Annotated in this window: 22 protein-coding genes, 1 other RNA gene and 1 pseudogene; 6 read left to right on the forward strand and 18 right to left on the reverse strand. The window is 56.6% G+C overall.

Features of this window, described 5'->3' with window-relative positions; all coding sequences use genetic code 11:
• Positions 1–9: 9 nt before the first annotated feature.
• Positions 10–360, reverse strand: coding sequence for a DUF6124 family protein (locus IF654_RS19455; RefSeq protein ID WP_094990889.1), 351 nt, complete (start codon positions 358–360; stop codon positions 10–12).
• 533 nt (positions 361–893) lie between these two features.
• Here IF654_RS19455 and IF654_RS19460 point away from each other — a divergent pair.
• Together IF654_RS19460 and ssrA are read left to right on the forward strand one after the other, a co-directional pair.
• Positions 894–1184: a hypothetical protein gene (locus IF654_RS19460; RefSeq protein ID WP_047277586.1), complete on the forward strand. Its 291-nt coding sequence runs from the start codon at positions 894–896 to the stop codon at positions 1182–1184.
• A gap of 72 nt (positions 1185–1256) precedes the next feature.
• Positions 1257–1648, forward strand: a transfer-messenger RNA (tmRNA) gene (gene ssrA, locus IF654_RS19465).
• A gap of 156 nt (positions 1649–1804) precedes the next feature.
• On the opposite strand, the pseudogene IF654_RS19470 reads toward ssrA, so the two are convergent.
• A pseudogene (locus IF654_RS19470) lies at positions 1805–2601 on the reverse strand (IS3 family transposase); the annotation flags it as partial.
• Between the two features lie 292 nt (positions 2602–2893).
• Here IF654_RS19470 and IF654_RS19475 point away from each other — a divergent pair.
• Together IF654_RS19475 and IF654_RS19480 are read left to right on the forward strand one after the other, a co-directional pair.
• On the forward strand, positions 2894–3277 hold the full coding sequence (locus tag IF654_RS19475; RefSeq protein WP_095010398.1) for a nucleotide pyrophosphohydrolase: 384 nt from the start codon (positions 2894–2896) through the stop codon (positions 3275–3277).
• Positions 3278–3301: 24 nt separating this feature from the next.
• A complete protein-coding gene (locus tag IF654_RS19480) occupies positions 3302–5170 on the forward strand; it encodes a DUF2075 domain-containing protein (protein WP_194862142.1) in 1869 nt (622 codons plus the stop codon).
• 578 nt (positions 5171–5748) lie between these two features.
• Here IF654_RS19480 and rfbC read toward each other — a convergent pair.
• From rfbC to IF654_RS19560, 16 genes are all read right to left on the reverse strand, one after another.
• Positions 5749–6291: a dTDP-4-dehydrorhamnose 3,5-epimerase gene (rfbC, locus tag IF654_RS19485; RefSeq protein WP_047277588.1), complete on the reverse strand. Its 543-nt coding sequence runs from the start codon at positions 6289–6291 to the stop codon at positions 5749–5751.
• Positions 6291–7175: a glucose-1-phosphate thymidylyltransferase RfbA gene (rfbA, locus tag IF654_RS19490; protein ID WP_047277589.1), complete on the reverse strand. Its 885-nt coding sequence runs from the start codon at positions 7173–7175 to the stop codon at positions 6291–6293. The genes rfbC and rfbA overlap by 1 nt, the downstream gene beginning before the upstream one ends.
• 479 nt (positions 7176–7654) lie before the next feature.
• On the reverse strand, positions 7655–8170 hold the full coding sequence (locus tag IF654_RS19495; RefSeq protein ID WP_047277591.1) for an Hcp family type VI secretion system effector: 516 nt from the start codon (positions 8168–8170) through the stop codon (positions 7655–7657).
• Positions 8171–8589: 419 nt separating this feature from the next.
• Entirely contained in the window at positions 8590–9168 is a 579-nt protein-coding gene (locus IF654_RS19500) for a TerD family protein (RefSeq protein ID WP_047277593.1), read from the reverse strand.
• A 39-nt stretch (positions 9169–9207) separates the two neighbouring features.
• The gene (locus tag IF654_RS19505) at positions 9208–9783 is read right to left on the reverse strand and encodes a TerD family protein (RefSeq protein WP_047277595.1); all 576 of its coding nucleotides are present in this window, start codon (positions 9781–9783) and stop codon (positions 9208–9210) included.
• 27 nt (positions 9784–9810) lie between these two features.
• Positions 9811–10857, reverse strand: a complete 1047-nt coding sequence (locus IF654_RS19510; RefSeq protein ID WP_047277597.1) for a TerC/Alx family metal homeostasis membrane protein — start codon at positions 10855–10857, stop codon at positions 9811–9813.
• A gap of 7 nt (positions 10858–10864) precedes the next feature.
• Positions 10865–11314, reverse strand: a complete 450-nt coding sequence (locus IF654_RS19515) for a tellurite resistance TerB family protein (RefSeq protein ID WP_047277599.1) — start codon at positions 11312–11314, stop codon at positions 10865–10867.
• Positions 11315–11380: 66 nt separating this feature from the next.
• Positions 11381–12580, reverse strand: a complete 1200-nt coding sequence (locus IF654_RS19520; RefSeq protein WP_047281261.1) for a TerD family protein — start codon at positions 12578–12580, stop codon at positions 11381–11383.
• A complete protein-coding gene (locus IF654_RS19525; RefSeq protein ID WP_047277603.1) occupies positions 12577–13167 on the reverse strand; it encodes a TerD family protein in 591 nt (196 codons plus the stop codon). The genes IF654_RS19520 and IF654_RS19525 overlap by 4 nt, the downstream gene beginning before the upstream one ends.
• Before the next feature lie 76 nt (positions 13168–13243).
• A complete protein-coding gene (locus IF654_RS19530; RefSeq protein ID WP_047277605.1) occupies positions 13244–13918 on the reverse strand; it encodes an HAD family hydrolase in 675 nt (224 codons plus the stop codon).
• Positions 13915–14874, reverse strand: coding sequence for an HpcH/HpaI aldolase/citrate lyase family protein (locus IF654_RS19535; RefSeq protein WP_194862141.1), 960 nt, complete (start codon positions 14872–14874; stop codon positions 13915–13917). The genes IF654_RS19530 and IF654_RS19535 overlap by 4 nt, the downstream gene beginning before the upstream one ends.
• Positions 14874–15968 (reverse strand): cysteine protease StiP family protein, encoded by a 1095-nt coding sequence (locus IF654_RS19540; RefSeq protein ID WP_047277608.1) that lies wholly within the window; start codon positions 15966–15968, stop codon positions 14874–14876. Before IF654_RS19540 ends, IF654_RS19535 begins: the two co-directional genes overlap by 1 nt.
• Positions 15961–16719: an HAD family hydrolase gene (locus tag IF654_RS19545; protein ID WP_048377399.1), complete on the reverse strand. Its 759-nt coding sequence runs from the start codon at positions 16717–16719 to the stop codon at positions 15961–15963. Before IF654_RS19545 ends, IF654_RS19540 begins: the two co-directional genes overlap by 8 nt.
• On the reverse strand, positions 16709–17845 hold the full coding sequence (locus tag IF654_RS19550) for a phosphoribosyltransferase domain-containing protein (RefSeq protein WP_047281264.1): 1137 nt from the start codon (positions 17843–17845) through the stop codon (positions 16709–16711). Before IF654_RS19550 ends, IF654_RS19545 begins: the two co-directional genes overlap by 11 nt.
• A 77-nt stretch (positions 17846–17922) precedes the next feature.
• The gene (locus IF654_RS19555) at positions 17923–19062 is read right to left on the reverse strand and encodes a trypsin-like peptidase domain-containing protein (RefSeq protein WP_048377400.1); all 1140 of its coding nucleotides are present in this window, start codon (positions 19060–19062) and stop codon (positions 17923–17925) included.
• Positions 19063–19104: 42 nt separating this feature from the next.
• Positions 19105–20118 (reverse strand): ATP-grasp domain-containing protein, encoded by a 1014-nt coding sequence (locus IF654_RS19560; RefSeq protein WP_194862140.1) that lies wholly within the window; start codon positions 20116–20118, stop codon positions 19105–19107.
• 291 nt (positions 20119–20409) lie between these two features.
• Here IF654_RS19560 and IF654_RS19565 point away from each other — a divergent pair, with 291 nt between their 5' ends.
• Positions 20410–20853: a TM2 domain-containing protein gene (locus IF654_RS19565; protein ID WP_047277617.1), complete on the forward strand. Its 444-nt coding sequence runs from the start codon at positions 20410–20412 to the stop codon at positions 20851–20853.
• A 235-nt stretch (positions 20854–21088) separates the two neighbouring features.
• Positions 21089–21598 carry a hypothetical protein gene (locus tag IF654_RS19570; RefSeq protein ID WP_194862139.1) on the forward strand — a complete coding sequence of 170 codons (510 nt, stop codon included), beginning with the start codon at positions 21089–21091 and terminating at the stop codon, positions 21596–21598.
• The last annotated feature ends 3 nt before the right edge of the window (positions 21599–21601 follow it).

Below are 21601 nucleotides of genomic sequence, written 5' to 3' on the forward strand. Positions count from 1 at the left end.
GCGTCCTGCTCAGTGCGTCGTCAAACCGTCCAGCGATTTGTCGACATGCTCCCTGGCCAGCTCCACCAGGTGCATGACCGACAACACCAAATGGCGCGTGTGCCCGCTCAAACCATTCCCCGCCTCACTCGCCGAAGCGCCCGCGCAGCGCAACAAGTCTGACGCTTGGGCCAAAGCCGCTTCTAAATTGACACTGCTGGGGGCGGCATACGGGTGCGTGCCCGTGTGCCACGTGGGCTTAAGGTCGAGCCGGTAATAACGAAGGGCGCGTTCGGCGGCGGCCCGGTCCAGCGACTGTGAATCGCACGGAGCAGCATCTTGCAGGGTAAACAAGGGTGGATCAGGGGTGATCTTGCTCATGGGGCTCTCCAAATTTAGGGAGCTGCCAACAGTCGCGACTAAACGATTGGGGGTGGCAGCCGTACGCAGGTTAGTCGACCGGCAAACTTGGAAACCGGCGCACCCGAAGGCGCCCTGCGCACGGCCACCATAACGCGGAGGCCAAAAAAAGCGCCTCTGGAAGGTGGCGCCTTGCGCCAAGTTTGAAAGCCAGGCGACTAAACCCGACCGCTGATGAGCAGCGATGGGCCGAGACTATGCCCTGAACTGGACTGGCGCAAGCGAACGGGATTTTCTAGGAAGTTTCGACGGAATGAAAGGGATGAGGCCTACGAAACCCTCAATTTCAGCGTCTGCGGGCGCCTGCGAAGTCGCACGTGATCGCGCCCTCACACCGTCGCTCACCGCAGGACAAAATAATTAATCCCATGATGGCCAATTAAAAGCAGAACCCTTGAGCACGGCTATAGTCAATTGGCTTGAGCCCCATTGTTTTGGGCTTATAACCGAGCCCGGAGCCACCGGGCCTAACGTCTGCACAAGGAGTTTTCCCCATGAAACGTACCGCGCTTGCTGGCCTGTTTGTGGCTGCTGCAATGTTGGCCTCTCCGGTGTTCGCCAATGAGCCCGCAAAAGATGACCTGTGCGCCATCAACTTGCAGGAAATCGATTCTGCGATGGAGACCTCCGGGCAGACCAGCGAAAACACCAGCGACGACATCAAGACGGGCATAGAGAAAGCAAAGTCCGAACAAGCCAAGGGCGACAAAGCGGCTTGCATCGCCACCACCACACAATTGCTCAAGCGTATCCAGGACATCAACAAGGGCGACAAAAGCAATTAAGCCTTGAGATTGGCCTTCTGCGTCAGATTGGCGTAGACTCCGCAAGCTTGCTGGTTATGCACAGCAAGCATCGGGGCCGTTTAGGATTCGACGCCGGTTGCGAAACTCTAGGTGCATGCCGAGTTGGTAACAGAACTCGTAAATCCACTGTTGCAACTTTCTATAGTTGCCAATGACGAAACCTACGAGGGTCAAGCTCTCGCAGCGTAAGCTGCCTTAGCCATCCTCCTGGTACCTTCGGGTCCAGCAATCACTAGGGGATGCCTGTAAACCTGAAGTGATTGTCATATAGAACAGGATCGCCGTGCAGTACGTTGTGGACGAAGCGGCTAAAACTTACACAACTCGCCCAAAGCACCCTGCCCTTCGGGTCGCTGAGGGTTAACTTAATAGAAACGGCTAAGCATGTAGTACCGACAGCGGAGTACTGGCGGACGGGGGTTCAAATCCCCCCGGCTCCACCAAATAGCTGTCCAGACCTGTCTCAGACAGTCTGCGAAACACCCAAGAAGCCCGCCTCGTGCGGGTTTTCTTGTTTCTGGCTATCCATCCCTGTCTCCCCCTATACCTTCCCGCCGTGTATCCCCCTGTGTGTCCTTGTTCTAATTTTGAACTAAAGGGAGCCTTAGTCACCAAGTCAGTATCCGGCTTTCCTGACAACGCCCAGCCCACTATCCGGTGAGCATAGAGATCCATAACCACGACCAGATAGTGCCATTTCCCTTGCGCCCAGATGTAGGTGATATCACCGCACCAAACCTCGCTTGGCTCAGGAACATTTAATTCACGATTCAGCGTATTTGGAATGTCAGGTCGCTCAACCGTTGCTTTTTTGTAGGCATGCGAGCCCGACTGCTCGCTGATCAACCCCAGTTCCCACATCAAGCCACGCACTTTGAAACGCCCGATTTGCTCACCATCTTCCTGCATCATCGACACGATACTGCGGCTGCCAGCAGCGCTTCGACTTTGAGTGAACAGTTCGTTGACTCGACTGCGTAATCGGATTCTCTCACCACCCTGGGATGGCCGTAATAAGTCGAAGGGGGATTTCGAATACCTGGCACAAGCGATCAACAAGCTCGTGGACGCTTAGCTGATGGATCAGCGCGTACGCTCGAGATCTTCCGACATCAAGAGCTCGGTAGCCTTTTTTAGTATCGATTTCTCTCGTTCGAGACGAGCGATTCGAGCTTCCAGCTCCTGGTTTTTTTGCTTCTCTGGGGGCAACGCCTTGCTCTGCGGGGGTGACGCCCGTGCGTTTCTGCTGAAGCCGGCCAACCCACCAACGGCGCAGAACCGACTCGCCAATGCCGAGTGAACGGCTGGCTTCGATGTAGCTGTAGTTTTGTTTGAGCACAAGGTCGGCAGCCTCGCGCTTGAATTCAGGAGTAAAGGAGCGGCGTTGTTTGGTCATCTGACACCTCGATCTGGCGAGCATTCTCGCCTAAATGGGTGTCCGGTTTCATTAGACCACTACAAGATCACCGCTGGGGCCCGCCCGCCGACAGGCACTGGAAGACCTGTTTGTAGCCGGCTCTCTTCGCCATGCCGAAAGGATATAGCGAACGCTGGCGAGCAATTCGGCCAGCAGACAGCGCGTGAGAGAAAAACATAAAAAACTCGCGCGAACAACGAAAACTCTTACAATCCAAATCCAAATTCCCTGCACATTTTTTGCCCCCCATTGATACCCAAGAGATAACCCCGTGAGTGACTCCGACAGCTCATCCGCGCCACTGGTTGACGTAGTGAAGCTTGCCGCATCCCTTCAGCGTTTCGCAGATGATCGCGACTGGCAACAGTTCCACTCCCCCAAAAATCTCATTCTGGCTCTCACTGGTGAGGTAGGAGAGCTGTGCGAGATTTTCCAATGGATGAGTGATGCCGATTCGCTTTCTGCAGCTAAAGATCCTGAAATCGGCCTGGCTGTAAAGGATGAACTGGCGGACGTACTGATGTACCTGGTTCGCCTGAGCAGCGTACTTGGCATTGACCTCAACGAAGCAGTGACGCAGAAGCTCGCCTCAAATGGCCGGAAGTATCCCGTAGATAAAGCCAGAAGCAGCAGCAAAAAGTACGACCGACTCTGATCAACCCGAATCTAAGGACAGCCCGTGATCGTTTACGCTGCGACCAAACAGCAATTTCTAAAAGACAACGATAACGATGATATCGAGGACGTGATCCTCAGGCATTTCAAGGAAGCCACCGGCAAGACCGTTGGCAGGTCGGAAATCAGGTCGTGGCAAGGGTCGCTAACGTACATGGCCAAGGTCCTTCGGGATGAAGGCCTGCCGAGCAACGCGGGTCTGGCCATTGAGCTGCACATTCCGCAGTCGTCGAAGCGAATCGATTTTCTGCTGACCGGTCGCGACGAAAATCAGGCAAAAAAAGCCGTGTTGATCGAATTGAAGCAATGGAGCAAGGCCAACGCCACTACCAAGGATGCCATCGTCAAAACGGCATTGGGTGGCGGCCTCGTTGAGACCATTCACCCGTCCTATCAGGTATGGTCATACGCCGCGCTGCTGGAGGGTTTCAATGAGGCGGTGTATGACAAAAGCATCGAGATCCATCCGTGTGCCTACCTTCATAACTACGTCAGCGACGGCATCATCGACTCCGCTCACTACGCGGCCCACATCAGCAAAGCCCCACTATTCCTGAAAGGGCCGGACGAGCTCACTAAACTCAGAAGCTTCCTGAAAAAGCATATTGCTCACGGCGACAACAAAGAGGTTCTCTACGAACTTTCCGATGGGAAAATCCGCCCGTCCAAAGCGCTAGCCGAAGCCCTCGAAGGGCTGATGACAGGCAAGCCAGAGTTCGTGTTGATTGACGATCAAAAAGCAATTTTTGAATCGGCGCTTGCGGCATCAAGTGAAGCCTCGGACCAGGCACCAAAGGTGCTAATCATTGAGGGGGGACCGGGCACCGGGAAAACTGTTGTGGCTATCAATTTGCTGGTGAGACTCACAGAATTGAGGCTGTTAAGCAAATATGTTTCGAAGAATGCCGCCCCACGCAAGGTCTACGAAAGCAAACTGGTTGGCACCATCAAACGCAGCCATTTCTCGAATTTCTTTTCAGGCTCTGGGGCGTTCATCGACACTGAGCCCAACACATTCGATGCGCTTATCGTGGACGAAGCTCACCGGCTGAATGAGAAAAGCGGGCTTTATGGGAACCTTGGCGAAAACCAGATCAAGGAGCTGATTGAATCAGCGAAATGCTCAATTTTCTTCATCGATGAAGACCAACGTGTGACCCTGAGCGACATAGGCAGCAAGCAGGCGATACGCGCCTTTGCCAAAGCCAAGGGGGCTGTGGTCGAGGAATATGTGCTGTCTTCACAGTTTCGCTGCAGTGGTTCTGACGGTTACATGGCATGGCTGGATGACGTGCTTGGCATTCGCTCGACAGCAAATCCGACGCTCGACACCGCGGAGTACGAGTTCAAGGTGTTCGACTCGCCTCAGGCGCTACATGACGCCATCGATGAGAAAAACCATGGAAATAAGGCTCGCGTAGTCGCGGGCTACTGTTGGCCTTGGTTGAGCAAGAAAGATCCTAACGCTGCCGATATCGTCATCGGTGACTACACGCGACAATGGAACCTGGATCAGGATGGCAGCCTGTGGATCATCGCTGAGAACTCCATCGAGCAGGTTGGCTGCATTCATACCTGCCAAGGTTTGGAAGTCGACTATATCGGAGTCATTATCGGCCCAGACTTGGTCGTACGTGATGGCAATGTTGTGACATCCCCGAATGAGCGCGACAAACACGATAAATCGATTCGCGGCTGGAAAAAAATGATGAAGGAGCAACCTGCTCTGGCGAAAAAAGAAACTGACCTGATCATCAAAAATACGTACCGAACCTTGATGACTCGCGGTATGAAGGGTTGCTACCTGTACTGCACCGACAAAGAGACTGAGCAATTCTTCAAGAGCCGACTTAGCCAACACAGTAGTCACTGACGGAGTCGTTTGCTGGGAGCCTCTGTACCTACGACTGGAGCATCGTACGCACAGGGGCCATGATCATCAGCAGTTGGTCACCAAGCTAATGTTTACACGGCCATTTGCTTGATAGATTCGATGCCGATTCATTAATGCGTGGCGCTTAAAAAGCACCGTCTATCGGAATCCAGACACGCAGCGTTCTAACGGGTATCCCAAGCGTGCTGGTGCCAATGTTTGGAACACCACAACGGCGTCAGAAGTAGCTCTCATGCCTGCGTGAGCCCACCACCTGGCCAGCCGCCAGCGCAAGGCAGAGAACAAAGCCAAACGAGCACTGTCGGGGCACTCGTTAGAGAATGTGGCGATTGCCAGGTTCGAGTTGAACAAATACTTTGTCACCACAGCCTGCGCCTAAGACATCTGGCACGCGCTCACCCTGCATAGTTTTCTAAGCCTAGGTTTTCTGGTCATCGTGCGTGTGTACGGCCCGCCACAGGCGTTTTGGGATCAGACGTGGAGCCGAGAAACTTGGTTAAACAATCGTCTCCCAGCTCGCCACCGGCGGCTGACCTCGGTTAAACCTTGGCGCGATCCTAGAAAACGTCTGCGTCCGCCAGGCACTTGCCCTGACGGTCTTTACCGGACAATGCGGGCTCGCCCTTTAGAGGCCAGTCGATGCCGATTGCAGGATCATTCCAACTGATGCAACGCTCGTGTTCCGGCGCGTAATAGTCTGTGGTTTTGTAGAGGAACTCTGCGCTGTCGGACAGCACGACAAAACCATGGGCAAACCCTTCTGGCACCCACAACTGGTGCTTGTTTTCAGCGGAAAGGTACGAGCCTACCCATTTGCCGAACGTCGGCGAGCTGCGCCGGATATCCACGGCCACGTCGAATACTTCTCCGTGCACCACACGCACCAATTTGCCCTGGGCGCGGTGAAGCTGATAATGCAGGCCGCGCAGAACGCCTTTCACGGAGCGGGAATGGTTGTCTTGAACAAATTGCACCGAACGCCCGATGGCGTCTTCAAACTGGCGGTGGTTGAAGCTTTCAAAGAAAAACCCGCGATCATCCCCAAAGACCTTGGGTTCGAATCGCACGACGTCGGGTATGTCCAGAGGGGTGGTTTTCATCAGTAGATCTTCTCTAGCAGAAGGCGTTTCAGGTAATGACCGTAATCGTTTTTGCACAGCGGCTCAGCGAGCGCTTCCAGTTGCTCGGCACTGATCCACTTTTGTCGAAACGCCACTTCTTCAGGGCAGGCGACTTTCAGGCCCTGGCGGTGTTCCAGCGTGGCAATGAAAAGACTCGCTTCGAGCAGTGACTGGTGCGTGCCGGTGTCGAGCCAGGCATAACCGCGCCCCATGATCTCAACCGACATTTCGCCCCGCTCCATGTAGATGCGATTAACATCGGTAATTTCCAGTTCACCACGGGCTGAAGGCTTGATGCTCTTGGCGATGTCCACCACTTGCTGGTCGTAGAAATACAGGCCCGTCACGGCATAGTTGGACTTGGGCTTGAGCGGTTTTTCTTCAAGGCTGATGGCTTTGCCCTGATTGTCGAATTCCACCACGCCATAGCGTTCCGGGTCTTTCACGTGGTAGGCGAACACGCTAGCGCCTGTCTCACGCTGCATGGCGCTGTGCAGCAGTTCGTTGAACTGGTGACCGTGATAGATGTTGTCGCCCAACACCAGTGCGCATGGGTCATTACCAATAAAGTCCTGACCGATGATGAACGCTTGTGCGAGGCCGTCGGGTGAGTCTTGCACGGCATACGCTATGTTCAGGCCCCAACGGCTACCATCGCCCAGCAATTGAGAGAAACGCGGAGTATCTTGTGGCGTCGAGATGATCAAAATATCGCGAATCCCGGCCAACATCAGTGTGGTGAGCGGGTAATAGATCATCGGCTTGTCATAAACCGGCAATAGCTGCTTTGAAATAGCCAATGTCGCCGGATGAAGGCGGGTGCCAGATCCGCCAGCCAAAATGATCCCTTTACGCTTAAGCATGTTTAATTCCTACACATTCGGTGAGCATCCGTCCCACACCATCTTGTCGAATGCCAAGCCTCGACGAGAGGATCCTTGCGGACATCAAGTCGCGTCCCCTTCAGCGATCCAGAGGACGACTTGGGGCACTGCGTGCCGGTAAGCCTAATACACAATGGCCGACTGCGACGTTATCGCAATCTGTAACGCTGAAAAATTCGATAAAACAATCGAGGCTGCTGAGAATCCTGCGAAACACAGAGCCATTGAGGCGCGGCAGGCAGGATACCTGCAACGTAGTGGATCGGCTTCTTTTTATGCCAATTCAACAGGTTATCGAGGGGGATTGACCGAGAGGGGGCTCAGCGCGAAAGGGAGGGATTGAGAAGACAAGTCTCAGGGTGCTGATTAAACCGCTGGTATGAAAGCATGACATCCATTTTTGAAGCAGTTATCGGCCCTCGTAAGGGCCGATAACAGGCTAGAGCGAAGCCCCAGCTTTAGACATTCGGCGAGCGCCAGTCATCCGACCCCGAAGTGCCGCACACTTCGTGCGTCCAGGTGATTTTGCGATACGTGAAATGCACGTCCTCCAGGTGCGTGAAATGAGCATTTTCCGGGTCCTGACAGTTATGCATGTACCCATTGATCTCAACGATGATCGCGTCTTCAAGCTTGGTGGTGTAGTAATGCTCCTGAGTGCCATTGGCAGACGTTCTGTACCACTGGATGACAACCTCGCTCATGCGCTCACCTGATGTCAGTGCCGCCCACAGCAATGGAGAAGCCTTGTCGAAAACCTTAGTAACGCACACAGGCTTGTGAACGCGCTGCCCGGTTGGCTGACCCGATTGAGGATCACGTGGAATGATGACCTGGTGACTGAACGCCTGGACCATGACCTGGTTTTCATGCCCTTCCTGATAGGAGTTCCCCACTGAATCTGCCGTGAAGGCTTCATTGGTGATCAACCCCTGTTTTTCACCGGTGACGGACATATACGCTGGCGTAGCCATAACTCTCTCCTTGGAATCCATAGGGTAAACCTGCGAATACTGTTTGCAGGTGCCCCTGTAATCCAAGACTTGTGCCAGAACAGCTGAACCCCTTATGCATCGGGGGTTTGAAAGCTGAGCGCAACTAAAAAATCATATAAACAGACACTTGATGCCTTCGATTGCGCAACTATTGGCTCACTCCTCTGCAATTAATGGCGCAATAGGCTGCAGGCCCTGGTTATTAAGACTCGACGAATTCGGGGCCGGTAAAAAACAGCCGGTTTGCAGTACGAAAAGTTGCGCAAATGAGGGATGTTGAAAAGGCTGCGTTTGAGCGTGCAATACGCCTACATCCGAAATCGATGACACCCTCCTCGCGACCGCATAAAAAAGGCCCTTCCCGTTTCCGGAAAGAGCCTTTTAATTAACGCAACGCTTTAGCCCAAGTTAACGCCATAACTTGAGGCCAGGGCCGCCAGGCCACCCGCATAGCCTTGGCCGATGGCCTTGAACTTCCACTCGCCATTATGGTGATACAGCTCGCCGAAATTCATCGCGGTTTCGGTCGATGCATCTTCACTCAGGTCGTAGCGCGCAATCTCTTTACCGTCCGCTTTGCTCAGAACGCGGATATACGCGTTCGAAACCTGACCAAAACTCTGCTTGCGTGCATCGGCGTCGTGAATGGTGACGGCGAACACCAGCTTCTTGGTTTCCGGTGCAAAGCCGGCCAAGTTCACGTTGACCTGTTCGTCATCGCCATCGCCCGCGCCCGAACGGTTGTCACCCTGGTGCACAACGTTGCCGTCCGGCGACGTCTTGTTGTTGTAAAACACAAAGCTGCCGTCATTCAGCACTTTGCCATTCTCACCAAGGATGAATACCGAGGCGTCGAGGTCAAACTCCGTACCATCCGTTACACGTGGATCCCAACCCAGACCTACAACCACTTCTGTCAGACCGGGGGCTTCTTTAGTCAGGGAAACGTTGCCGCCTTTACTCAGACTTACTGCCATGTTCGTGAACCCTTATAGAGAGAGTTGGTGGGGTGACGATTAAAATTTCAGACCGAAACTTTCAGCGAGAGGCTTGAGGCCACCGTTAAAACCTTGGCCTACCGCACGGAATTTCCACTCGGTGCCGTGGCGATACAGCTCACCAAAAATCACCGCTGTTTCGGTGCTGGCGTCTTCATCCAAGTCATAACGTCCCACCTCGACGTTGGTGTCCTGATTCACAATGCGGATAAACGCATTGCGCACCTGACCGAAGCTTTGACGCCGGGCTTCAGCTTCGTGGATGGTGACCGTAAAAGCGATCTTGTGGATATCAGCCGGTATTTTTGACAGGTCGACCTTGATCGCCTCGTCATCTCCGTCACCTTCGCCGGTACGGTTGTCGCCGGTGTGCTCTACCGAGCCATCAACACTTTTAAGCTGGTTGTAAAAAATGAAGTCAGAATCGGCGCGTACTTTGCCGTCAGCCTTGAGCAGGAAGGCGCTGGCATCCAGGTCAAACTCCGTACCATCCGTAGAACGGGCATCCCAACCCAGTCCAACGAGGACTTTGGTCATCCCAGGGGCTTCCTTGGTCAACGACAGGTTGCCGCCTTTAGTGAGGGAAAGTGCCATGAGTGATTCTCCTTAATAAATATGCGATCAAGCGTTCGTGTCGTTTTTGACGTCAGATTGCTCTTCATCTTTACCGGGAAAGATGACGCTGGCCACGATACCTATGGCCAATACCACCAATACAACGATCAAGCTGGTGTTCGGATCGATGCTGATGCCATGGCCAAACAGGTGATCGGTGGCGTTCAGGGCCAGCTTGCCGGCAATAAAGAACAACAGCGCGATAACCGATTTTTCCAGGTGAACGAGGTAGCGCTTCAGGGCTTCGAGTACGAAGTACATGGTCCGCAGGCCCAGAATCGCAAACATCATGGCCGAGTACACGATCAACGGTTCGCGGCTCACGGCGATCACTGCCGGTACGGAGTCGAAGGCGAACAAGATGTCCGACACCTCAACCACCACAACACACAAAAACAACGGTGTTGCGAACAAAGCACCCTTGCCCACCAGGGTCATTCCCTTGTTCTGCGGCTTCGTGATCTCTTTTTCAAGCTCTGTGCGTGAAACAAAGAAATTATGCCCGTGCAGCTTCGGCCAAACCGGGAAGAGTTTTTTCGCAAACCGGTAAGCAATGTGCTGGGAATAATCCTCGTCTTCGTCGTCTTCGCTCCCACGCAGCATCATGATCGCCGTCCAGGCCACGACCACGGCGAACAGCACTTCGACCCATGGGCCGAACGCCAGCAAGCCCGTACCGATAGCCACGAAGATGAGACGGAAAACGATGGCCCCGATGATCCCCCAGTACAAAACACGGTGGCGCAGCGCGTCCGGTATTTTGAACCAGGCAAAAATCGCCATGAACACAAAGAGGTTGTCGACGCTGAGCACTTTTTCGAGCGCGTAACCGGTCACGAACAGGCTGGCCACGCTCGGGCCGTGGGCGTAGTACAAGTAACCCGCAAACGCGAGGGAGATCAGCACCCAAAAGATCGACCAGACGGCCGCATTGGTCAGCGTGACCGGTTTATCGCTTTTGTGCGTGAACAGGTCGATTGCCAGAGCAATGACCGCCAAAGCCACAAATACCGCGATGGTCGTTGGCGGAAAGCCAATTGCCGTGTTTTCCATGATGTCCTCAGAGATCAAAATCGCCAGGGTTCAGCCCCAGCTCATTGCAGATGGTGCGGCAAGCAGCCCGCTCACTTTCATCGAAGTTGCCGTCAGCACTGCCGATGGCGCAGCACACGCGCACCAGCAGACGCGCGGCATCTTCTTTTTTACGTAATTGACCGATCGACTTCAGTGCTTCGGCACGGCCGATCTGTTGATCGAATTCGAATTTTTCGCACACGGCGTTGAAGGACTTGATGACGTCTTTCACGTCAAATGCCTTCAGCTCATTCGAGTTCTGGATAAAGCCGACCATCTTTTGCTTTTCACTGCTGCTGATGTCGCCATCGGAAGCGGCCACCAGCGCGCACCCGGAAACCACGGCTTCCATGAATTCACGGTTCTTGAACTTGCTGACTTCTGCCGAGAGTTTGTCGCGGGCAGCCGTCGCATTGGTTTTCAGCCATTCGAGCATGGGAGTTACCTTGTCAGAAATTGAGGGAGCGCCGCCTGCTCCGGCAGGCGGCCATTCACAGAACGCTCATTTGGATCCGGCAGCCCAGCGCATGCCCCAGCCAAAGGCTTTGTCCATGTCTGAATGCCCTTTGAAAAATTCCACCTTGCGGTTGACCCGCACGCTACCACCCACGTTTTCGAGCAAAGCGATGGCGCACATGCCTTTGCTGCCGCCCTCTTCACTCAAACGCACCTCAATCGGGGCTTCGCCGGGGATATACAAGGTGATGACGCCATCCGTCGCCTGCCAGTTAGGTGCGCCTTCGTAAATGAATGCGTACACCAGCACGCGGCGGATCTGGCGCCATTCCTTACCGTTGATGCGCAGCCATTCGCCATCACTGACCGAACCCGTGCGGTCATCGCCCATCAGTTGAATAAACGGTGCGTCACGGAAATCGCCAAAGGCATTGCCCAGGGCCTGTACCGCGCCTTTGCTGCCGTTTTCCATTTCATAGAGACAACCGACGTCAAGGTCGATACCGCCCGACTTGCCGCGCAACGAGGCAAAGAAACCGCCGCCGCCACTGTTTTGAGAGCTGCGGTTCCAGTTCAGGTTGATTTTGATCTCGCCGAAGTCGCCGTCTTTCTTATCAAGGCTGATCGACGGGCGCTGTTTGTCGAGGGTGATTTTCGACAAGTTCACTTTCGACGCGGGGGCCGGGGCTGCAGGGGCGGCAACGGGCGCAGGTGCGGGGGTCGGAGCGGCTGACGGAGCAGGCGCCGCGATGTCCACCCCGAAGTGCTGAGCCAGAGGGGCAAGCCCGCCCGCAAAGCCCTGTGCCACACAACGGAACTTCCACGCGCCCTGGCGACGATAAAACTCACCCAGGATCAAGGCAGTTTCTTGCATGCCCTGGGTCGGGATCGGCGCTTCGATGCCGCCACTGATCGACACATTCAAAACCGGGAACGCCGCGAATTTGGCCTTGTTCTCGTAAATGGTGGCCGTCAGAGCGACCTTCTCGACGGCCTGATCGATCGCCTCCAGGTTCAAACTGAAGACCGTGCGCCCCGCCGCTGATTCGACCAGCTTGACCGCGCCATTGTTGACGCTTTGCTGGCCGAAGAAACACATGTCGTTGTCGCCACGCACCTTGCCAGTATCGGTGAGCAAGAACGCCGAAACGTCCAGGTCAGCGCCCGCAACCGGGGTGTAGGTGATGGTGACGGTTTGCACGCCCGCGGAAACGGAGGTGTTGGCACCCGGCGTCAATGTGCTCATGCGCGCACCGCCCGAGCGGCATCGTTAACCAGATCCTGTGCAGTACGGCCATTGGCCACGGTGCCGAGGGTGGTGAAGTCCCAACCTGCAGAGGTGCGGCTCAGGTTCGCCATGACCAGGCCGGTGTGACGGCCTTTTTCCGATAAAACAAAACGCGCCAGTTCTTTGCCGCTGACTTCATCGACGATACGGCAGTAAGCGTTCTCGACCGCTTCAAAGTTCTGCCCGGTGAACGAGTTCACGGTAAACACCAGGTGCTTGACGTTGGCGGGTAATTTCTCAAGGTTGACCTGAATCGACTCGTCGTCGCCGTCCCCCTCGCCAGTGCGGTTGTCGCCCGAGTGGACGATGGAGCCATCCTTGGACTTGAGTTCGCGAAACCACACCAGGTCCAGCGATTGCTTGTCGCTGTCGAGCACGATGCACGACGCATCCAGGTCGATGGCGCTGTCACTGTTCAGTAGCTTGGCAAAAAAACCGCTGGGTTTGACCGGGTCCCAGCCCAGGCCCATGCGGATTTTCTTGAGACCGGTTCCGGCTTCTTTTTCGAGGGAAATGGTTTGGTTCTTGGACAGCGAAATGGCCATGAAGCGTCTCCTTGTCTGCATCGATGCACAACGTGCTGTTTAACCTAATCTAACGCCTGTATATGACGAGCAGTGCTTACAGTTCTTCACGCAAGCACACGTCAAGCGGCCGCTTGCGGCGCCACAGCGCATGAAATTCACGCCAGTGGGGCTCTTGAGCGGCGCCGAGCATTTGTTCATCGCCCCGGGTGTCACCCCAGGCGCGCAATGTGTATTGGTCCAAAGGCCCGTATTGCGCCTCCAGACGGATGACTTTTTGTTCACACCGGCAGTTAGTGCCGCTGATTTCGCCGGTCAGCACGCCGTTTACCGCCTCCAGTTGAGTGCCGATCAAGCCGATACCCAGTTTTTTGGCGAACGGTTTGAGTACCAATTCAGGCGATGCCGAGCAAATGGTCACGAGCGCCTGCTGCTCTCGTTGATGGGCGACAGATGTTAAGCCCAAAGGCCGCATTAACCGCTGCCACGAAACGTCACAAAATGCTTCAGCACGCTCTTCAACCCACGCGACTTTGGCACCTGTCAGATAGACCGTGATGAGCTTTTCCTTCAGGTCGTTGCGGGAAATCTGCCCCAGCAAGTAGCTGAGCGTCGCTGGAATCATCCGGAACAGACGCATGGCAAACAGCCGATTGCCGAACGCAAAGCGTAAAAACGGTACAAAACTGTCGTGATAGGTCAGCGTGCCGTCGAAGTCGAACGCCGACAGCACCTGTTTATTTGTAACCGGTTTATTTAAAACGTTGTTCAACCTACCCATTCAGCCAATCTCAGGCTGCCTCCAAAAGTGTCGGAAGGGTTACCGCACTCTGTGCGAACCCCTTGCCAATGAGCGCGTTCGATAACGGTTTGCGCCCATTTGTAATGTGTTGCCGGCTCGCACATGGCGTCGTTGAACTTGAACACCGCGGGCGCCGACTCACTCAGTATTTGGCGTGCGCTGTTCAAATCTTCAAGGGTGACTTGCAACGCCTTGTGGATAACCGTGATTTGCGACGGGTGTATCGCGGTTTTACCCACAAGCCCGTGCGCCATGTCCAATGCCAGCTCCTGCTCCAGCAGATGCGGTGTATTGAGCTGTTCAAACACCGGCGCCGTCAGCGCAAAACCCGCCGCGCCCATCACCCCGCACAACATCGGGATCACGTAACTCATGGGCGTACTGTAAAGCGTCAGGGCCGGGCTGCGCCGCAAGCCCAGGCAGCCCATCAGGTCATTGCCGCCAATGCGCAGGGCGATGATACGTCCCGGCAACTGTTCCAGCATGGCGTCACGCAGTTCCACCATGGCCCCCGGATCGAACACCTCCTGGGTTTCAAGCGTCGGCATCAGCATCAGTTCGTGACGGGTAACGGCTTGTTGCCATTGACGAATGTTGCTCAGGCGCAATTTGGGCACCACAAAACCATCGACGTGACGCATCAACGACCACTCGTTGAGCACCGCCGCCATTTCCGCATCCCGGGGGCGAACAAACAGAATCGGCCCGCCGGACGGTCGTCCGCCCCGGGCTTCTATTCCCAATAACAGATGCTTGAGATTGGACAGCGCCTGCTGCACGTCGGTCTCGGCGACAGCGTCTTCCAGGCACACCACCAATGAGCGCAACCCTTGAATCTTCTCGCCAAACACCACATCCAGAATGTCCGCACGGGTGGCGGGCATATACAGCGTGGCGCCCAAGGCATAAGCGGAATGTCTGATCATCAACGAACACTCCTGATCACGGTCACGGCCCGATAAGGCCCCAGCTCATCGCCCGCCTCTTCGACGTCAATATTGGCCTGACGGGTCAGGTGCATCAGCAATTGCACATCCTGATCGTCGCGGCTGCGGACCAGCACGTGGTCCGGCACGCGGCGCATCACCGCGCGCGTGGCTTCGGCAATGCCCGGTTTGACGCGATTGGGGTTGGTCACCCCGAACCGCGTCGAGATACGTTCGACCGCAGCCACGGCTGAGTGTTGCAACGCATGTGCCTGCTCGCAGGTCCACGGCAGCGCCGGTGCCTGTGGCGCCAATAGCGCGCGCTCGCGTTCAATGCTGTGGATAAATGCCTGCGTCACGTCGTGCTCGGCCAAATGCCCATACACCACACACCCGTGCAGGCCCGGATCAGTTGGCCAGATGGAGCGCGAAACCAGCCCCGACACGGTGGCCCCCAGGATGCCCGAGGGGATCAACCAGTCTTCGGCCGATGCCGACAACCACGCCCGACCACATGGGTCGGCCAATACCACGAGACGCGGCTCGGACGGGAAACGCGCATCCCCCGCCAGGCTGTCGCGAATCTGACCGCTGATCGCCCCTTTACCGGTCCAGCCGTCCACGAACACGATGTTCTCGGCGCCGTGGGTCTTGATGATAGCTTCAAGTGCCACGCTGTCGATGCCACGGTCACGAATGATGCTGATGCCGTAGTGCCGCGCGTCGCGCCCCATTTCAACCAGCGCCCGACGCAGCAGTACGCCCAACGGCAACCCGGCGCGCACAAACGACACCAGCGCAATCGAGGAACCCTGATACCGCTCATTCAGGGCCAGGGCCAATGCCTGAACATCGGCGGCCATGCGTGCGCCATTTTGCGCCAGCGCTTGCAGGTAAAGGCTTTTGTGAGTGTCAGACGGCGGGTGTTCCTGACTGATCATTTCCGAATAGTGGCGCTGTTGGGTCTGAATCAGACGCTCTTTTTCCTCTACGTCGGTGACGTCGATGTCCATCGCCCGCAACAGGAAATGCACGTCATCCGGGGCATAGCTGCCACTGCCTACCGTGGTTAAACCGTCAAACGCGTCACGCATGGTCAACACTCGCCATCACATGGCTGGCCAGTTGCCCACGACGGGGCGTGCCCCACCAGTCGCATTCGGCCATAAACCCCAGGTCCGACACACTGTCGCCAAAACCCAGCATCGGCCGCTTGCCATTGACCGCCTGATCGCGACGAATCCATTCGCGCACGGCTTCGCGCTTTTGCAGCGCCAGCGGCAGAAACGCCAGATTGTTGCCATTGCCATGCACATACAAACCGTCCAGCAAACCCCGCGCCTTGACCTCGGCCAGCACGGTCAGCAGCGCGTCGTCGGTTTCGTTGTTGTGTTTGGTGACGACGTAATGGGCCAGCCCCTGTTCCTCCACCACCCAGCCGCGCAGCGAAAAACCCAGTTCGGCGCCAATGGCCAGGGTGTGCTCGCTCAGTTGGTGCAAACGGGTTTGTTCCTGCGCCAGCAAGTCGCCCATGCGTGCATGCCAGGCGGCGTCCAGCGACCCATCGGCGGCAAGGATCACGCCTCCGTGGGCGCACACCGCGCCATGGGCAAACGGCAACTGCACCCGCTGATAGGCTTCGATGCTGCGCGCCGTCACCGGCACCACATCAGAGGTGGCCAACAGCCACTCAACAAAGCTCTTTTGGGTGGCGTTCATAAAGCCGTTAGGCTGCCCGTCAACGTCGAGCGTGGCGGTAAAACGGGGTTCATCGCCCATTTTGCGGGCGGTCTGGAACAGGGTGTCGTCGAGATCGACGAACACCAGCGGACGATTAGTTGTCATCAACGATCACCTGCGCATTCAACGCGCTGACCAGCGCCGGGTCGACGGCCGCGGCCGGCGTTTCGCTGCAAATCAGCACCCGGTCGAACTGGCCGGGGGCGACGTTATACAAAAAGTTAGGAATGCCCAGCCCGTAGTTATCGGAAAAACACAGCGCATGGTCAATGGCATGGCCCAGGGCAATCGGCGAACGGCTGGTGGAACTGAAATGCACATCAGCCCCCGCCTTTTCCAGGCGCTCGGCCAGCAAGAAGGGACGCCACACAAACTCGCTGGTGCCCACGACCAAAATGCGCTCGCCGGGTGTGACGTGCAGGTCGGGCGCCAGCGTATCGCGGTGTTCGCTCACCCCCATGCGGCCCCAGTCGCGACGCGGGTCCAGCGTCCAGTCACCTTGGGCAACACTGCCCACTTCAGGCATGTCCGGCAAATCAGCGGTGGGATCTTCGTGGAACGTGTAGCGACCGTCGAGCAACGAGACACTGGTCACTTGATCGCCCATCGCGTGACGCACGGCGTCTTGCGACCAGTCTGTCAGGGTTGCGGTCACCAGACGCTCAATGCGCGTAAGCCCGGCATCCACCAAGGCTTTGGACAGGTTAATAAAGGTATTGCCAGTGGAGGCTTCGTCATCCACCAGCACCAGCGAGCGCGCCGCCATCATCCGCTCACGGGTGACCGCATCAGCGGGCAGGTGCAGCAAATGCGAACTGGCGTGGCTGTGCTCCTCCTCAAAGCGGGCAAACAATTGACTGCCGGTCGGGTGACGGGTGCTGACCAGGTACACGGTGTCATCGCGAGTCTGGCTCAAGGCTCTGTGCACACCTGCGCCAAGGCCGACGGCGGTTTCAGCCATACCGATCACCAACACTGGGCCGGGCAAGTCCGCAGGAATTTTTGCCGCAAGGGCGTTGAAACTGTCAGCCATCAACGAAGGACGCGCCGGTATATGGCGACCGAGCACACGGGAAACAAACAAAAAAGCGCGCTTGGGATTACGACGTTCAGCGAAACTGAAAAGTGCCTCCGGGTCAAAGGTCGATGCATTGACCTCAACCTGGAGACGACCACGCTTAAGGTTTGCGTGCAAAACCTTGGAGCCGGTCAGGGGGTTACCGCTATTCATTAAAATTGATTACCTGGAAATACAAAAAAAGTGAGAGACGATTCGCGAGTCAACGGGTTATGACAAGCACGAAATCGTTACTGGAGATGGCTGGCGTCTATCCGCCATAAACCCGACTGCGCCGCCCGAACCAGCTCGGGCGTGCTCAACGCGCGTTCACTGCGCCCGCGCTGAGCGGGCACGCGGGCGGCCTCAAGAAACGCCAGCACCAGCGCCGCCTTCACGGCAAAATTCATGTTCTGCGCATCTGCCATGCTGGACGTGACCAACCCGCCCACCAGACCGTACGGGTCAAACACCGGGCTGCCACTGGAGCCCGGCTGTATCGGTGCAGTGAACTGCATCAGGCTGGCATCATCGCGCAGACCGAACAGCCCCGATACCACACCTTGGGAGACTTGCACCCCGCCACCCGCCAGCCCGGCCAACGGAAAGCCCAACGTGACGACGCTTTCGCCCAGCTCGCAGCCAATGCCGTCACGAAACGTCACCGGGCTCAAAGGCGGCGCACCACTGACCCGCAGCAGCGCCAGATCATTCGTGCGATCCACCACCACGGCTTCTGCCTGAAAGCGGCCCTCGAACGAGGCGATGGACAAATGGTTCAAACCTTCAATCACGTGGGCGCACGTCAGAATATGCTGCGCACTGACCGCAAACCCGGTGCCAGTCGCGCTTTGTCGCGCGTCAGTGGCAGGGGCATCGGTGCTGACCCGTTGCGGGTGACGATCATCCAGACTGCTGCCCAGGTGTCGGACAAATGCACTCAAACCGTAAGCCGATGCTTCAACCAATGCACGAAGCTTCCATTGGTCCTGGCGACGGTACACCTCGGCAATCACCATCGCACTGTCGCCGTAGTCAGCCAGCGACAGACCATGCTCGATCTGGTCTTCAACGTTTAGCTCAAATGAACCCAGCTCACGCAGCGGCCCCAGCGCCCCGTACACATACAACACCAGCAGCACGCGTTCGCAGGTGGCGGGCAGTTGATCCAGCGCCAGGGCAAACTTGGCCAGGCCACAGGTGTCGTGCCATTGCACCCAGGGCTGGGGCTGATGCAACAGCGCAGGTTCAGTCACCAGTTGACGCTGGCTATCCAGCGCCAGCAAGGCCAGCCCGGCGTAATCGCCCAGCGCCCCGGCCCGCGCGCAAACCAGGTTAAATTCACAACGCACCGACTGCAGAGGCGCGTTGCCTCCCGGCATCAATTTCATCTTCCTTGATTCCCCTGTGCCAGTACGCTTAATGAGAGGCGCTCACCTTAACAGCTCTTCCCCACGAACCGAAACGGCCACCGTAATGGCCTTGACCTGCACATCGTCACGCCATGCGCCCAATGGTTGCGGCAGATTCAGACGTCGGGTGGCGAAAATTCCCGGCAGGTTGACGCCGGTTTCTCGTGTGTAACCGATACCACCTGAATAACGCAGATTAATCTCCAGCAAATGCGGCTGGCCGCTGGCGTCATCACGGGTTTGCACATTGACGATGCCATCGCAGCCAAAATGCTCAGCTGCCCGGAGGGCCAGTTCCACGGCATCGCTGTCGCGCTCGAACGTTTGCATCAAGCCCTGTTTGCGCCGCCCGACGAACGCCACGGCCTTGCCCGCTTCGCACACCATGTCCACCGAGCACTCACTGCCCGGCATATAGGGCATCACCAGCAGTGGCTTGGGCTGCTCGGACTGGCCATACGCCTGCGCGAAGACATTCAGATTCACCTCGTGGGAATCAGCGTTGGCGAAGCTGCGAAACGGGTCGACGTCTTCCGACACACGCCAGAACCCTTGGCCATAAATACCGCGCGTGGGTTTCACACACACCTGCCCATCACGGGACAACTGGGCGTAGGCGCTTTCCAGTTCGGCTTGGGTGTGTACGGTGTTTGCAGGGATACAGGCCAGTCCGGCCGCCGATGCCTCGCGGGTGAACACCGACTTGTCGTCAACCCGCTCAAAGGTGTCGAGGCTCAGTGCGCCCGTGACCAGCACCAGCCCGGCCCGCTCAAAATCAGCCCGATGCGCTTCATAAACGTGCCCCACCCTACCCGCCAGCACGACCTTGACGCCATGGGCGCGTGCGGTGTCGATGACCCAGGCGATGCGCGCTTCATTGTCCTGCGGTTCGCGTAGGGCCAAATCCGCCAGCCCGGTGATTTCGGGGCGGCTCTGGCGATGCGAGGCCACAATTTGTATACGTTCAGGCAATGCCGCACGGGCGCCCGCAATCACGTCGCGCTGGCTGGATTGCCCTTCAAGAAACCAGATCATGGACATCCCTTGGTACACATGGAGGAGAGACACACTAAGCGCGGAATTCTACGCCAGCTCACCTCAATGTGAACGCTTATGAACAGTACTATTGAAATGCCACTACTGCACATGCTCCAATTGCCGCCCTTTTTGAAACATTCGGCATTAATTGGCTCTGACCGACGCGTGTGCGGTCGCCAATTGGCCTTAAACCTGTCCGCGTTTAAGAGCGCCGTTTGCCCGGAACAGACTTAGCAGCAACTCATCTATCTACCCCTCGTTTAATGAGGGGAACACAAGGAGCAGTACATGAAAGGCAAGGTTCTTGAGTTCAACTCGGCAAGTCGCACCGGCACCATCTCGGCGGATGACGGCAACCGTTACGCGTTCAGCGTCGATCAATGGAAAAGCGCAGTACTGCCAAAGGCAGGCAGCCGTGTGGATTTTTCCGCCAATGCCAGCAACGCCGAAGCCATCTTCCTGGACGGCCCGACAGCCTCCGGTAACTCGAAAAAAATCCCGGCGGCCCTGCTGGCGTTTTTCCTGGGTGCATTTGGCGCGCACAAGTTTTACCTGGGCTACAACGCCCAAGGCATCATCATGCTGTTGGTGTTCCTGTTCGGCTTCATCTTGCTGGGCGTGCCTTCGATGATCATCGGCCTGATCGCCTTCATCGAATTCATCATCTACCTGACCAAGACCGACGAAGACTTTGAACAGACCTACGTGGTTGGCCGCAAGCCTTGGTTCTAAGCCATCACGCTGACGCGTTGTAATCGCTGACGAGCAGCGCGAGCAGCGCGAGGCTGCGTCCCATGGCACAGCCTCGCACCACGATGACAACCCCTCATGCCTGTACCGCTGTGCGGCCTGCGCTTCGTAGGCCGCGAAGATGATCCAGCGCAATAGAACCTGACTTGGCATGGCCCTTCGCGGCGAATTGACTACGCTCCACTGACGCTGTTTTCAACCCGTCAAGGAGCCTGCCATGACCCTTTCCGTTACCAGCAAAACCCTCAGCGACTACGACGCCCAGTGGGCCTTTAACACCGCCACGGCGTTTTTGCGCAAATCCCCCATTGCCGACTACTTGATCAAGCAGCTTGAAAAGCAGAAAACCGTGACGCTCACCGTCGAGGTGTATGCCGACCCTGCCCAGGCCAACCGCAACACGTCCGATCACGGCGTCATTGAGTGGAGCGTGCTCAGCAACGACCTGTCGAGCAATGAAGCCAGCGAAGTCACCGCCTTTCTGAGCCGCACCCCAATTGAGCAAAAACCTTACCTCGCCAGCCAATTGAATTTGCTGCACCTGCTGGCCCTCGCCTGCCAGCAACTGAATAACCATCTCGACTTGCGTGACGCCGATGCTCCTTGGCCATGGCTGGATGAGAAGACGCTCAGCGCAGTCGATATCGAAAACCACGTCGCCCGGGAATTGAGCGAACAGCCGTTGCCTGACGAGCAGAACTGGGATCGCATACTCAACGGCAAATAAGCC

It is taken from the genome of Pseudomonas lundensis, from assembly GCF_015377145.2.
Lineage (GTDB): Bacteria > Pseudomonadota > Gammaproteobacteria > Pseudomonadales > Pseudomonadaceae > Aquipseudomonas > Aquipseudomonas lundensis.